This is a genomic window from Photobacterium alginatilyticum (assembly GCF_009910675.1).
GTDB classification, from domain to species: Bacteria; Pseudomonadota; Gammaproteobacteria; order Enterobacterales; family Vibrionaceae; genus Photobacterium; species Photobacterium alginatilyticum.
The window spans coordinates 39,801-54,168 of the sequence record NZ_RSEJ01000024.1 but is presented as its reverse complement, the minus strand read 5'-3'; the positions used below and the strand labels follow the sequence as shown (position 1 = coordinate 54,168).

General features: G+C 45.4%; 12 protein-coding genes. 7 read left to right on the top strand and 5 right to left on the bottom strand.

The window, feature by feature from the left end; all coding sequences use genetic code 11:
• Positions 1–54 precede the first annotated feature (54 nt).
• Genes potC through potA form a run of 3 tightly spaced genes read right to left on the bottom strand, consistent with a single transcriptional unit; the run spans position 55 to position 2,784 of the window.
• The gene (gene potC, locus EIZ48_RS20330) at positions 55–825 is read right to left on the bottom strand and encodes a spermidine/putrescine ABC transporter permease PotC (protein WP_075768061.1); all 771 of its coding nucleotides are present in this window, start codon (positions 823–825) and stop codon (positions 55–57) included.
• Positions 825–1,682 (bottom strand): spermidine/putrescine ABC transporter permease PotB, encoded by an 858-nt coding sequence (gene potB / locus EIZ48_RS20325; RefSeq protein ID WP_160655485.1) that lies wholly within the window; start codon positions 1,680–1,682, stop codon positions 825–827. Before potB ends, potC begins: the two co-directional genes overlap by 1 nt.
• On the bottom strand, positions 1,666–2,784 hold the full coding sequence (potA, locus tag EIZ48_RS20320; protein ID WP_160655482.1) for a spermidine/putrescine ABC transporter ATP-binding protein PotA: 1,119 nt from the start codon (positions 2,782–2,784) through the stop codon (positions 1,666–1,668). Before potA ends, potB begins: the two co-directional genes overlap by 17 nt.
• Before the next feature lie 443 nt (positions 2,785–3,227).
• Between potA and EIZ48_RS20315 the strand changes: the two genes are divergently transcribed.
• From EIZ48_RS20315 to EIZ48_RS20305, 3 genes are read left to right on the top strand one after another with little or no spacing between them, the layout of a single operon-like run.
• Complete coding sequence (locus EIZ48_RS20315) at positions 3,228–4,025, top strand: hypothetical protein (RefSeq protein WP_160655479.1); 798 nt, start codon at positions 3,228–3,230, stop codon at positions 4,023–4,025.
• Positions 4,022–4,828 (top strand): glucosaminidase domain-containing protein, encoded by an 807-nt coding sequence (locus EIZ48_RS20310; RefSeq protein ID WP_160655476.1) that lies wholly within the window; start codon positions 4,022–4,024, stop codon positions 4,826–4,828. Before EIZ48_RS20315 ends, EIZ48_RS20310 begins: the two co-directional genes overlap by 4 nt.
• A 3-nt stretch (positions 4,829–4,831) precedes the next feature.
• Positions 4,832–5,494, top strand: a complete 663-nt coding sequence (locus tag EIZ48_RS20305; RefSeq protein ID WP_160655472.1) for a DUF2987 domain-containing protein — start codon at positions 4,832–4,834, stop codon at positions 5,492–5,494.
• Positions 5,495–5,704: 210 nt separating this feature from the next.
• Here EIZ48_RS20305 and EIZ48_RS20300 read toward each other — a convergent pair whose 3' ends face one another.
• Positions 5,705–7,228, bottom strand: a complete 1,524-nt coding sequence (locus EIZ48_RS20300) for a PTS transporter subunit EIIC (protein ID WP_192928657.1) — start codon at positions 7,226–7,228, stop codon at positions 5,705–5,707.
• 286 nt (positions 7,229–7,514) lie between these two features.
• Between EIZ48_RS20300 and EIZ48_RS20295 the strand changes: the two genes are divergently transcribed.
• The 4 genes from EIZ48_RS20295 (at position 7,515) to pepT (ending at position 12,363) form a co-directional block, all read left to right on the top strand.
• Positions 7,515–8,219 (top strand): response regulator transcription factor, encoded by a 705-nt coding sequence (locus tag EIZ48_RS20295; RefSeq protein WP_160655470.1) that lies wholly within the window; start codon positions 7,515–7,517, stop codon positions 8,217–8,219.
• Between the two features lie 23 nt (positions 8,220–8,242).
• Positions 8,243–9,676 (top strand): ATP-binding protein, encoded by a 1,434-nt coding sequence (locus tag EIZ48_RS20290; protein ID WP_160655467.1) that lies wholly within the window; start codon positions 8,243–8,245, stop codon positions 9,674–9,676.
• Positions 9,673–10,917 carry an ABC transporter substrate-binding protein gene (locus EIZ48_RS20285; protein ID WP_160655465.1) on the top strand — a complete coding sequence of 415 codons (1,245 nt, stop codon included), beginning with the start codon at positions 9,673–9,675 and terminating at the stop codon, positions 10,915–10,917. The genes EIZ48_RS20290 and EIZ48_RS20285 overlap by 4 nt, the downstream gene beginning before the upstream one ends.
• A 216-nt stretch (positions 10,918–11,133) precedes the next feature.
• On the top strand, positions 11,134–12,363 hold the full coding sequence (gene pepT, locus EIZ48_RS20280) for a peptidase T (RefSeq protein WP_160655462.1): 1,230 nt from the start codon (positions 11,134–11,136) through the stop codon (positions 12,361–12,363).
• 102 nt (positions 12,364–12,465) lie between these two features.
• Here the strand turns inward: pepT and EIZ48_RS20275 are convergent, their stop codons facing one another.
• Entirely contained in the window at positions 12,466–14,241 is a 1,776-nt protein-coding gene (locus EIZ48_RS20275) for an acyl-CoA dehydrogenase family protein (RefSeq protein WP_240153036.1), read from the bottom strand.
• Positions 14,242–14,368 lie beyond the last annotated feature (127 nt).

Genomic DNA, 14,368 nt, shown 5'->3' with positions numbered 1-14,368 from the left:
TAATCACTTGCAGTATCTGGCACGAGGCCAATTATAAAACGGAGTTAGATTACTTTATTTAATCTTCTCTCTGGCTAGCAACTGCGAGCAAATAACCAATACCAGAGACACAATAAGCATTATCGTGGCTAGTGCATTCACTTCCGGTGAGATTCCCACTTTAACCATTGAATAAATCTTCAATGGCAAGATCTCGTAGGACGGCCCGGTCACGAATGAGCTAACAATTACATCATCCAGAGACAGGGTGAAGCTTAGCAACCAGCCAGCAGCAACAGCCGGTTTCGCTAGCGGCAAAATAATCTGCTTCAGGATCACCCACTCGCTGGCACCAAGATCGCGTGCAGCTTCAAGCATCTTCACATCAAACCCTTTCAGACGGCTGTAGACCGTGACAACCACGAAAGGCAGACAGAAGGTGATGTGAGAGAGCAGCAGCGTCAGGAAGCCCAGCTCGGCACCCACCAGAATAAACAGTGCCAATAACGAGATGGCCATAACAATATCTGGCGACATCATGACGACAAACAGCATGCCGTTGACGAAATGTTTGCCGCGAAACTGATAGCGGAACAGGGCAACGGCCGTCAGGCTCCCGATAATGGCTGCGGCTGTTGCTGAAAACACTGCGATATTCAGCGAGTGCCAGGCAGCCTGCATCAGGCTGTCATTGTTGACCAGATGCTCATACCACTTGGTCGTAAAGCCGCCCCATTTCATACCAAACTTACTGGCATTAAAGGAGTTCACGATCAGAATAATAATCGGTGTATACAGGAAGGCATACACCACAGCCATCAGACTGAATTTAAATACGCGTCCCATTATTCCAGTTCCACTTTACGGTTAAGCAACTTGCCTGCACGGTAGTAGGCATACAACATGACAGCCATCGCCATGGTCAGGGCGATGCTCGTTGCTGCACCGAACGGCCAGTCACGGGCATTGAGTACCTGACTCTTAATGACATTACCAATTAATAGGTTCTTCGCTCCGCCAAGCAGGTCTGAGACATAGAACATACCCAGTGCCGGCAGCAATACCAGCAGACAGCCTGCGATAATGCCCGGCATTGTCAGTGGGATGATCACTCTGGTAAATGTCTGCAACTTATTGGCACCCAGGTCGCGAGCTGCCTCGATATAGTTATGATCCAGCTTTTCGATTGCCGAATAGAGCGGCAGGACCATAAACGGCAGCAGAATGTAGACCAGGCCAACCATCACGGCATACTCGGTGTACATAATGCGGATCGGCTTGTCGATAATGTCGAGATAGAGCAGGGCATTATTGAATACACCGCGTGTTCCCAGCATGATTTTCAGGCCATAGGTGCGGATCAGCGAGTTGGTCCAAAAAGGAACAATCACCAGAAACAGCATAAATGGCCGCCACTTGACCGGCATCTTGGCAATCGCATACGCAAATGGGTAACCGATGACCAGGCAAAGCAGGGTTGCCACCAGCGCCATATAAAACGAATGCAGCATTACTTTGGCGTATAGCGGATCGAATAACCGAATATAGTTATCGAGCGTAAACGTCATTTCTATCAGGTTTGCATCATCACGGGTCAGAAAACTGGTTCCGATGATCATCAGGTTGGGAATAAAGACAAACAGTAATAACCAACTGACAATAACAGTAATGATGATGTTCTGAAGATTAAGCTTCTTGTTCATCTGCAAGTACCACTTCCCAACTTTCCACCCAGGTAATCGCCACTTTTTGGTCAAGCGAATGATCAACATCTGGATCATCTTCATTGAAGAACTCGCTAACCATGACAGAGGTGCCAGATTCCAGCTCAACAACGGAATCAAGAGTCATCCCCTTGTAGGTACGCTCGCGTACGTAGCCGACGATACCATTCGCTGTTTCGTCATTATTGATTTCTTCCAGGCGAATATCTTCCGGGCGCAGCAGGACTTTGACCTTGTCACCATTCTCAACGGGCAGCTTGCAGTGCAGTAGCGACGAGCGGCCTTCTACATTTGCCAGAATACGGTTTTCGTCAAGACGCTCTTTAACCGTCGCATCAAAGACATTGATCTCGCCAATGAAGCGCGCAACAAACAGGTTCTTTGGTTCTTCGTAGATTTCACGTGGCGAACCATCTTGTTCGATGTTTCCGTCACGCATAACAATGATGCGATCTGACATCGACAGGGCCTCTTCCTGATCGTGGGTAACGAAGATAAAAGTGATCCCCAGTTTACGCTGTAGCTGTTTAAGTTCGATCTGCATCTGCTTACGTAGTTTGTAATCAAGCGCAGACAAAGATTCATCTAGCAGCAGTACTTTTGGTTTGTTAACAACGGCGCGGGCAATCGCTACACGCTGTTGCTGTCCACCAGATAGCTGATGGGGTTTACGAGAGGCAAAACTCTCAAGCTGCACCATACATAGCGCTTCAGTGACACGAGGCTCAATTTCGCTCTCGGCAACTTTTTGCATGCGCAATCCAAACGCTACATTCTCAAATACTGTCATATGCGGAAATAGCGCATAGCTTTGGAAAACAGTATTAACGTGGCGGTTTTCCGCTGGGATCTCGGTGACGTCTTGATTGTCAATCATCACCTGACCGGCATCAGCATTTTCAAAACCTGCAATGAGGCGTAAAACGGTCGTTTTACCGCAGCCTGACGGACCAAGAATAGTCAGGAACTCGCCATCATTAACGTTTAGATCAAGACCAGTGATGATTTGCTTGCCATCGAAGCCTTTGCTCAGCCCTTTTAGCTGAATCACTGGTTTTTTAGTTGTTTGTGCAGCGTTCAATTCTACGTTATCTCCACCTAGGGGGTTCACTGGGTAACCCCAACAGAAAGGCTAATTTTAGGAGGCGCATAATAGACCTCTAACTTAGTAATTCAAAGCGTTTTTTCATGGTTTTTTTAGCTAATTTTCAACCGCAAAAAATAATAGGTATATTGATTAAAATGAACTCGGTGATGTACGCTATTTTTAACAATAAAATCAAAGATAAACCTACTATCACAGTGAAGCACCGCAGCTACTAAGCATAGATTAAAAATGCGAACAAACTGACTTGGCTGCCAATCATGCTATAAACGAGAATAAGAGGTGATTTCTTTGAGAGAGGGGTTATAGATTGCTTTGTTAATACCTATTTAACAATTTAGTGCTAGTTCGATTTTTATATAGAGGCCGGCTAGCGTACAATCACGTCACTATGATTACTGATTAGTTGATAAAACAGAATGAACAACAAAACTTTCCATGTCGGTGGCTCGATCGATAAAGCCATGAAGGGTGACTCTGAACTTCAGGCTTTTGCAATACTTCAGGAAGCCTGGAAGGTAACGGCCAAGAATTTCCTCTCGTTTCTCCCTGCAATCATCGGTTTGTTTTTGGCCCAGGTTGCGCTGTTGATGCTTGGCCTGCAGGTACAGCTTGGTGATGCCTCGCTTTTCTTTGAGGCGATTGTGACAGGCGGCGAGATTTCCTCGGAAATTGTTCAGGCTGGCTATATGGCGAACTTTTGGTCAGATGTACTGAGTGCCCCGCTATATGTAGGCGTTAGCCTGATGGCGCTGAACCATGCTGTCGGCTTGCCAACCAAACCTAGCCATCTGGTTAAAGGCTTCCCGTTCACCCTGGTCTCTGTTGTGACTATGCTGTTGACGTCGTCGCTGCAGGGGGTTGGTAATGCTATTTTCCCGTTAATCGGCTTGTTCCTTTCTATGGGCTTTAGTATGGCGATCATACTGGTGTGTGAGAAGCGCGTAACCCCGTTGAAAGCGATTCAGTACTCGTTGGTGGCGACAGTGAGAAAACTTATGCCGCTGACCGCTATTTATCTGGTCGTGCTGATCATGTTCTTCATTTCTTTTGCAACAGCCGGCGTTGGCCTGATCTGGACCATACCGTTCTTCTTCAATGTTAAGGGGATTGTCTACCGTAACTTGTTTGGTATTACGCTGCAGGTAACATCAATGAAAAAGGGCGGTGACGACGACAACTCGACAACAGATGACTCTAAGGTTTTTAACGCGTGATAAAAACAACAAAAAAACTTGCGCTATTGGCGCTGATCACAGGCCTGGCAGGCTGTGGCGAAACTCCACCAGAGAATCCGTTAACAGAAGCTGTCGACGACACGAAGATTAAAGCGTCATATACATCTAAACCTGATTTTCGAGCCTTTAAGGATGTAAACCAGAAGAAAGCGGCCTTCTTTGATTTTCTTCGACCGGCTGTTGAGCATGAGAATAAGCGGGTTGAAAGAGAGCGACAGTTTTTGTTGAGTATTCAGGCCAAGCTTGACTCGGAAGACAAGCTCGGTAGCGAAGAGTATGAATACTCGGCTAAGCTCGGCAAAATGTATCAGGTTGCGCTAGAGGGAGACAGTGCGGCTAAAACTATTGCCAAGTCATGGCTCAATGAAATGTTGAAACGTGTCGATGTGCTACCTGAAGAGCTGGTATTAAGCCAGGCCGCCAATGAATCGGGGTGGGGTACATCACGCTTTGCTGTTGAAGGTAATAACTATTTTGGTCAATGGTGTTATCGTGCGGGTTGCGGTTTAGTACCTGCTTCACGTACAAATGGCGCAACCCATGAAGTGGCGGTGTTTGATTCGGCGTATCTGTCTGTACAGGCATACTTTATGAACGTGAACCGAAATCGTGCCTATGCTGATTTGCGCGAGATTCGAGCGGCTCAGCGCCGTACCGGCCAGATGATTGAAGGCACCAAGCTGGCTGAAGGACTAAGCCGTTATTCGGAACGTGGTCAGGCGTATGTAGATGAAATACAGTCGATGATCAGACATAACAATAAATACTGGCGCCAAGGATAAAGGATGAAGTTACACCATTGGCTTTTAGCTGGCATGTTTGCCACAGCGTCTGTCTATGCTCAGGACGCTTCTGCCCAAAATATAGAAATGCGTTATAGCTCGCTCTACGGCAAGCTGAAACAGAATGTCAAAGAAGGCCATGAGGATGTGCGTATTGCCTTTTTCTTGTTAAATCAGGACGACGGTAATGTTTGTACTGTTCATAAGGGCTCGATGCGCAAAGAGAAACACTACGAAGAGTTGGTGATCCCCGAGAACAATGAACTGGTTGTTCCCATCGACTCTAACCTGCGTCAGGCTAACCCGGATGTGACGTTTGTGATTGATGATGGCATTACTTGCGACCTTTCCATGCAGGTTATTGCCAACAAAGACTATGGGCAAAGTATTAGCCAGGCAGAAATTGCGACTCTTGCTCCGCAGATGGATAAACTGTTATCAGACTTGGGTGGAATGTTCTCAAGTTGGTTTATGCCTGAAGTGGGCGGCGTTGTGGTTCATTTTGCGAATGATGTGATTGAGCCTATTCGCCTTTCTGATGGCAAGATAATCTCGGTGAAGGATAACAAGGCGATCATTAAGCTTGCTGAGCTTACCGAAGGCGAGGAAGTTAAGTTTCCTCAGCGCGCCGTAAAGGTAACGCCCTGGATTCCTCAAGGTAGCTAGTTCGCAAGAGAGTTAGCCTACAAGGCAGTTAATCTTCCCACCACCGATGAATGAAATGAAAATCAGGCTAACATATGTAGCCTGATTTTTTATTCATTGCCCCTATGAGTGGCAACTAAGTGCCCCAGAATAAATAAAGCACATGAAAGTATCTGAATACTTAACATGTGCTTTGGATTTTAGAGTGGGAGAGTATTAACTATTACAGTGTTACGCCTTGTTAATTTGGTCAGCAATAAATTGCGCTTTAGCCCCAAAGATAACCTGGATACCGTTCGAGCCTACATTCACCACACCCATGGCGCCAATATCTTCAAGCCCTTTTGCATTTACCAGTGATGTGTCTACCACTTCCAGACGAAGACGAGTGATACATGATGTCACTGATGTCAGGTTGTCTTTGCCACCTACGAAATCCAGGGTGAGCTTAGTTAACTGCTCATCCGTTAGCGTGATCTCTTCTTTTACATCATCGGTACGTCCCGGTGTTTGTACATCAAACTTACGAATGACAAAACGGAAGACAAAGTAATACAGCGCAGCCATTGGCACACCGACGATCACGGCCGCGAAATAGTTAGTCTCAAAGCCGCTAAATGAAGGCATGATGCCAAGCGTGACATAGTCAATGAAACCAGCTGAGAATGTCTTTGCAAGGTGCGCATCAAGCAGGTACATGAAGGTGTAGGCAAAGCCAGTACAGATAGCATTAAACAGATATAGCAGGGGCGAGACAAAGATAAAGGTAAACTCGACAGGTTCGGTAATACCGGTTAAGAAACAGGTAAGCGCGGCCGAGAACAAGATACCGGCGGCATACTTTCTGTTTTTTGTCTTCGCTTCGTGGTACATCGCCAGACAAGCTGCCGGCAGGGCAAATAGCATCAGCGGGAATTCACCCTGCATAAATTTACCAGCGCCTTGATAGGTGTCGGAGCTAAAGTCTTTGACTCCCTCGGCCAGCATCTTAAACCAGATAGTCTGGTCACCATTAATTACCGCACCAGCTTCGGTGGTGTGCTCGCCAAACGAGAACCAGAAAGACGGGTACCAGATATGGTGTAAGCCTGTTGGGATCAGTGCTCTTTCAGTGAAGCCAAAAACGAAGGTAGAGAGGGCCTGGTTATCACCGTTGACAACATTGGACAAGGCAATAATCCCTGCCTGTACGTACATCCAGAAACTAGGCAGAATCAGACCAAGTACGAAGGCACTGAGTGCTGTCGCAATGGGAACAAAGCGTTTACCGGCAAAGAAGCCTAAAAAAGGTGGAAGCTGGATATCATGAAATCGGTTATACATGCTAGAGGCTAAGATCCCGCATATGATGCCGCCGAAGACGTTCATTTGTAAGGTGGGAATTCCTAACACCATGGCATAGGCACCTTCGCTTGTCATTTCTGGCGTAATACCCAGGTTAGTACTGATAGTTACATTCATAACCAGCATGGCGACAAGGGCAGCCAATGCGGCAATGCCAGATTCTTTCGCTAATCCCACGGCGGCACCGACTGCAAATAACACAGGTAGATTGTCGAATAGAACGCCACCAGCATTAAGCATCAGTGGGATATCAAGTTTTTCACCAAAAGCGAGTAACAAACCTGCTGCAGGTAAGATGGAGATGGGAAGCATTAATGCCTTCCCGATGGTTGATAGTTTCGAAGCTGCTTGCTTCAACGCTGATAATATCGAGATGCCTTTGTCAGGCGTCAACGTAGCCTCGGTTGTCATATGGCTTTCCTTATGTTTGACGGTGATATTTATATAAAAAACTCACCTCACATAAGTTACAGGATTCTACTTTTACTGAAGTTTTAAAATGTTATTGCTTTGTAAGGGACGACTTACAATTACTGTTATCTGCCGCTTGCTATTGTTACATTGATATTTGTAAGTGTTCTCTTACAAATATGCATGAGTAAAAATAGAATTGGAAGGAGGCTCGGTGTTACTATAACTAAAATATAAGATGATAAGTTTATTAAAAACATTTCAACGACAGGTAGAGAGTTTTTTCATGGAAAGAAAAACAATATTAGTGGTTGATGACAGTGAAGAAATTCGTGATGCGCTCAGTGAATATCTTGGCCGTTCAGGTTTTAATGTACTGACAGCTGCTGATGGCGATGAAATGTGGTTGCACTTAAATAAGGAGGAGCCGAACTTAATTGTCTTGGATATCATGTTGCCCGGAGATGATGGCCTAACACTTTGCAGCAAAATAAGACTGAAATCACATGTCCCTATTATTATGCTCACGGCTGTCTGCGATGAGGCTGACAGGGTGGCCGGGCTTGAGATTGGTGCTGATGACTACATAACAAAAACCTTTAGCCCAAGAGAGTTGTTGGCTCGGGTTAAGGCACTGCTTCGCAGAAGCCAATTTAGCACTCACACCCCGTTCAACCGCAAGATCTGTTTTCTTGACTGGACGTTTGACACTGTAAAGCGGCAGTTGGTGCATACCGACGGTGAAGTAGTTCAGTTATCTGGTGCGGACTTCTCTTTGTTATTCCTATTGTTGCAGCACCCGAACAAAGTCTTTAGCCGTGATGAAATCGCACAATGCGTATGGGGACGAGATGTTGATCCGCTTGAAAGGGGAATTGATGTTCAGATGAGTCGATTGAGAAAGCACCTCCATGATGATGAACGAACTATTATTATTACCGTCAGGAATAAAGGGTACATGCTCGCAGTTGATTCATTATCTGAAGCATAAATACCAGCCAGTGGAGGTATAGAGTGAGGTTTGGTTTTTTCAAATCGATTACGTTTCGTGTCGGTATTACTTTATTATTGGCAATTGTCATTGCTGAACTACTGGCAGGGATTATTTGGTATCAAACAAATGCAGCGACAAAAGAAGAAAATGCAAAGCATACAATGAAGAATATCTCTAATGCCGCAGCCGATACATACAATTACTTTCAATCACTGCCTCTTAATTACCGCCACTTGATTCTAAATCAACTAAGAGATGTTGGTGGCACACGCTTTTTTATTTCCATCAATAACAAAAAAATAGAAATGGATGCGATCCCTGATTTGACTTTTACGCAGTGGTTGCCTGAATTTACCGCCAACGTTTTGTTTGACAGGCTTGTATCAGCCAATAGTGTCCACGTGACGATAACTCAAAGAGATGATATACGGGTTTTTAATTCTGGTATTAAACTGGCAGAACTTCCAGAAATCTGGACGAAATATAGTTTGGTTCTTGGTGAATTAGATCTGCCTATCGTTGTCATGCAAATAGAGATGTCCGAACATGAATGGTTTTATATAGCCTCTGTGTTGCCAGTTCCTCATTCCTCGCTGACAACTCAGTTTATTGATAAACGCCAGCTACTAATTCTTGCTATTACCTCTATTCTGCTCATGTTGTGCACCGCCTGGATACTGCAAAGGGAGATCCGGCCGATCAAGTCATTGGCAAAGGCGGCAACATTGATGGGCGCCCAGTTCACAACAACCGAAATTAAGGAAGAAGGAAGCAGGGAAACCCGCAGCGCAATTCATGCCTTTAATAAAATGAACCGCAGGGTAAGAGCTTATATCCGAGATCGTGAGATGTTGTTCAGCTCTATCTCTCACGATCTGAAAACCCCTTTGGCCTGCCTGAAACTTCGCACCGAAATGCTGGATGATGACAAGGCCAGACAACGGTTTGAGAAGTTGCTTAATGAGGTCGATCTGATGTTGAAGGCAGCCCTTCAGTGCATTAGGGATACGGATATTCATGAAGAGCCTGAGTGGATTGATATTCAACAGTTACTCAACAATTGTGCCGATTATTATAACCGCAATAACCGGTGCGTTGAGTTGAACGATATACCGAAGGTGCGCTATCTGGGTAAGCCAATTGCAGTGAAGCGCTGTATTTATAACCTTGTCGATAACGCCGTGCTTTATGGTCACAAAGTTGACATCCGTCTTGATGAGACTCCCGGTTTTCTTCAATTGACTATTCGTGACTATGGGCCGGGTATAGATAACAAACTGCTGGAAAAAGTCTTTGAGCCTTATTACAGGGCAGAGCGTGACGATGGCAATGGGTCCGGTTTAGGGCTGACAATTTCGAGAAGCATCGCCCGATCACACGGCGGCGATCTTAAGCTTGCCAACCATGACGAAAAGGGACTTGAGGTCCAGCTATTCTTTGCGAGAGATGTATGAGATTAATTGCTTTAGCTTTATTCATTGGATGTGTTTTCTCAGTGCAGGCAAGGGAAGATGTTCACTTTCTTCATTGGTGGACGTCGCAAGGTGAGGCTAAATCGGCAGAGGTGGTGAAACACGCCCTGCAAGAGGCTGGCTTCGAGGTGGTGAATGTCCCTGTTCAGGGGGGCGGTGGTCATACTGCCAAGTCAATTCTGCAAGCTCGCGCCATTGCGGGCAATCCGCCAGATATGGCCCTGCTTGAAGGGCCGGCTATTAAATCATGGGCAGCATTGGGTTTTTTGCATTCACTGGATACGGTTGCCAACAGTAATCACTGGGATCAGAATCTGCTTCCTTTGGCACGTGATATACACCAGTTCAAGGAAGAGTATGTTGCCGTTCCCATTACCATTCATCGACTTAATTGGGTATGGGTAAACCATGAGGTTCTAAATCGCCATCAGTTAACTATGCCAGCAACCTGGGATGAGATGATTGATGTTTTCTATCAGCTTAAACAACGCGGGGTTGCTCCGTTGGCGTTGGGCAATGAACCTTGGCAAGTCGTTCAGTTGTTTGAAAACATTGCCTTCGGGCTGGGAGGGCCTGATTACTACCGCCGGGCATTTATCGAATTGGAACCCGATGTGCTTGATAGCCCTCTCACGCTTGAGGCCCTGAATAAATTTAGGCGAATCAGCGCGATTGTGCTGCCGGACTTAACAAATCAGCGCTGGGAGGAGGCCACCCAGGAGCTATTGTCCGGCAGGCGTGCATTTCAAATTACCGGAGATTGGGTGGCGGGGGAGCTGATGGCGATAGAAGGCAAATTTCCTGACTCGATCTCTTGTTATCCCACACCGTCTAAACAACCTGGTTTTATCTACAATATGGACAGCTTTGCACTGTTTAAGAATCCTTTGCTTGATGAACAGCAAGCAAATCAGATAGCAGCGATTGTTTCTGAACCTGATTTTCTTCGTCAGTTCAACTTGGCCAAAGGGGCGATACCGGCCCGTATGGACGTGTCATTGTCAGGTTTTAATGCCTGCTCTTTGCAATCAAGGAGAGATTTTCACACCGCTGAGCAGCTAGGAACGCTGGTTCCGAGTATCATTGATTCAATGGCCGTTAGCCCAATTATTGAGAAGGCGGCAACTAACGAATTGTTCCGCTTTTTCAATGACCCATCGATGAGAGCGGAAAATGTCATATTACACATGAAAAGCATGGGTAGCAGTGATATTAACTTATAATTATATTGATATAGACACGATTTCAATGGCTATAAAGTAGTTTAAGTCTCAAATATTGGAATAAATTTATACATTTCACTGAAAAACTGATTCATCGCAATTCATTTTGCTGTCGAGTCCCTGATACTTGCCCGGTATTTTCTGAGGCAAGCAGTATATGATTAGCGCCTCATTAAGAATCAGCACTTCTAACTTACCAATACGAATGAGTGAGACATGGATAAATTAATTGAGAGATTTCTGCGTTACGTGAGCTTTGAGACTCAATCTAACTCATCAGTCGACCACTGTCCGAGTACTGAAGGGCAGCGAGTGCTAGCAGAACAGATTAAAAAAGAACTTATTGAACTCGAGCTGTCCGATGTGGCGTTGGACGAACATGGCTACCTGACCGCTCGTTTGCCTGCAAACGTTGAACATGACGTGCCGGCCATTGGCTTTATTGCGCACATGGACACTGCACCGGATGCATCCGGTAAAGATGTTAAACCGCAAATCGTCGAAAACTATCAGGGCGGTGACATTGCCTTGGGTATTGGCGATGAGGTGCTATCTCCAATTCAGTATCCGGATCTGAACAAGTTACACGGTCACAATATTATTACCACTGACGGTACAACGTTATTGGGTGCTGATAACAAGGCCGGTATCGCTGAAATCATTACCGCCGTTGCTTACCTGAAAGCACACCCAGAAATCAAACACGGTGAAATCTGCATTGGCTTCACACCTGATGAAGAGATTGGTCGCGGTGCAGACCTGTTCAATGTCGAGAAGTTTGGCGCTAAATGGGCGTACACTATTGATGGTGGTCCGGTTGGCGAGCTTGAGTTTGAGAACTTCAACGCATCATCTGCTGATGTCATTTGCCATGGTGTCAACGTACACCCGGGCACAGCGAAAAATAAGATGATCAATGCCATGAACATCGCCGCTCAGTTCCAGCTCATGATGCCTACCGAAGAAACACCTGAGTGCACTGAAGGCTACGAGGGCTTCTATCACTTGGTTGCTATGGAAGGTGGTGTTGCTAAAACAGAGCTGAACTACATTCTTCGTGATTTTGATGGTGAAGGTCTTGAGCGCCGTAAGGTCTTCATGCAGGAGAAAGTCGACGAGCTAAACAGCAAGCTGAAGAAAGGTCGTGTTGAGCTGAAGATCACTGACAGCTACCGCAACATGCGTGAAATGGTTGAGCCTCATCCGCACGTCATCGAGCTTGCCAAAGATGCGATGATCGAGTGTGATGTACAGCCATTGATCAAGCCAATCCGTGGCGGTACAGACGGTGCACGTTTGTCATTCATGGGTCTGCCATGTCCAAATATCTTTACTGGCGGTTATAACTTCCACGGCATTCACGAGTTTATTACTGTTGAAGGTATGGAACAGGCAGTAAAAGTGATTGTTAAGGTGGCAGAAAAGACTGCAGCTCGCTATCAATAACTTGACCTAGTTCAAACTAGGCGAGTAGGGTAACTGAAGAGAGCCTGCCATATATCGGCAGGCTCTTTTTTGTCAGCGTTTCCGCACTTCTTTATGCCTGTGTTATGGGTTCATCTCGTATTGATCTTTAGTGACATTAACGTAGTTATCCCACATTTGCTGGTAACGGATATTGTCCACATATGGACGTTTTATCATTCGCTCACAAATCTTTTGTTGGACCAGAGTCGCACTCGACTTGGCACTTAACTGTAAAGCAAATTTGGAGAAATCTCGGATCATGACATCAAAGATTTGCTCGATAATGTCATCATCAAGGTTGGTTAGTTTGGCTTCTTCCAAGATGAGTTGTCCGTAGACCACCAATGTAAATAATTCGCCGAGATTTAACAGGAAGTCGAAATCTTTTGTCTGCTCTTTATTCGGCTTGCCTAGCAGCAGCAGGATCTTCAACAGGCGAATTTGCTTTTTAAATATCTTCACATTGTGGGAATCAAATTCACCATACACTTCTCGATAATCATGAAAACGTGTTTTGCCAAGCCCCTTGGTAGCCCCCTGATTAAATAAAAAGTCGTCATTGGTTGCTTGTCTCATCTTAGGCGCGTCTGAGAACTTTCCGGGTTTGAAAAAATAGTTACCCATAAACTTCAAAATTAAGGCCATATTGACATGCACGGTACCTTCGAGCTTAGGTAGGGCGCGAATGTCCCTTACCGCCATCTCGAAGTACATGTTCTTTTCAAAGCCTTTCGCGGCAATAACATCCCACAGCAAGTTCATCACTTCCTCACCTTGAGTGGTGACTTTCATTTTTACCATAGGTGTAAACAGGAGGTAGCGACGGTCCTCAGGGCTAGCAATTCGCATATAATCAATTGCGCGCTGGGCAAACATCTTCATCGCGGTAAGACGGGCATAGGCCTCGGTAAACAGCAACTTGATATGGACAAAGTCAGTGACGTAGTGATCAAAAAGACGTCGGTGCGAGGCATGATTGATAGCTTCATAAAAGGAGTGGGTACAGATGCCAATTGACGCCCAGCCAAGATTGAATTTGCCGATGTTGACTGTATTTAAAGCCATATCCCAGGCATCACGACCTTTGGCCAGTATGTCTTCTTCCCGGATGGGGTAATCATTAAGGCGGTATTCGGCGACATAGTTTTGAGAGTTAACAACATTTTGAACGAGCTGGTAATTATCGTGTTGCGAGTCCACGACGAAAAAGACGTACTCGTCGGTATCCGCGAGCTTGCCGAAGGTTGAGACCAGAGCAGCCTTATTACCGTTACCAATGTAGTATTTGCCGCCGTTTGCACGGTAGCTACCATCTTCTTGCGGTGTTAAAACCATATCACTGGCGTAGATATCGGCACCATGTTCCTTTTCCGATAATCCAAAAGCAAATATGCCACCATCCTGTAACAGTTGAACCGCTTTCTTTTTTATATGCTCGTTCTTACTGATCCAGATTGGTCCTAGCCCCAGGATACTGACTTGCCAGGTATACCAGTGCGCCAATCCATAAAAGCCTAGTATTTCATTGAGTGCGCAGTTGCGAAATGTATCCCACCGAGTGTTTTCATCACCAAAGGAACTGGGAGTCAGGAGAGTGGCAAATAGCTGTTCTTTTTTCACAAACGCTAGAAAATCTGCGTACCAAAGACGTTCATGATCATCTTCTTTTAGTTTTGCTTTTCCTCGTTGTTCAAAAAATTCGATGGTTTTCTTTAACAGTGTTTGTGAGTATTCATCGAGGTATTCGTAATTTTCAGTTTTTGGGTTAAGTAACGCGCTCTGTGTGTTAGTCGATGAACGGTGTTTCGTTGATTGCTTTTTTATAAAGAAGTTTTTGGGTAGATCTAGCATTTTCATTGTAGCTCTCCAAATTGCTGTAAGAGTTACTTCCTAAAAAAACTGCGCAATAGCGCCATATTCATAATTAAGGGTAAACCAAGGAAAGCTATTCGACATGAGTAATTACTCTATTGTGGAAATGATC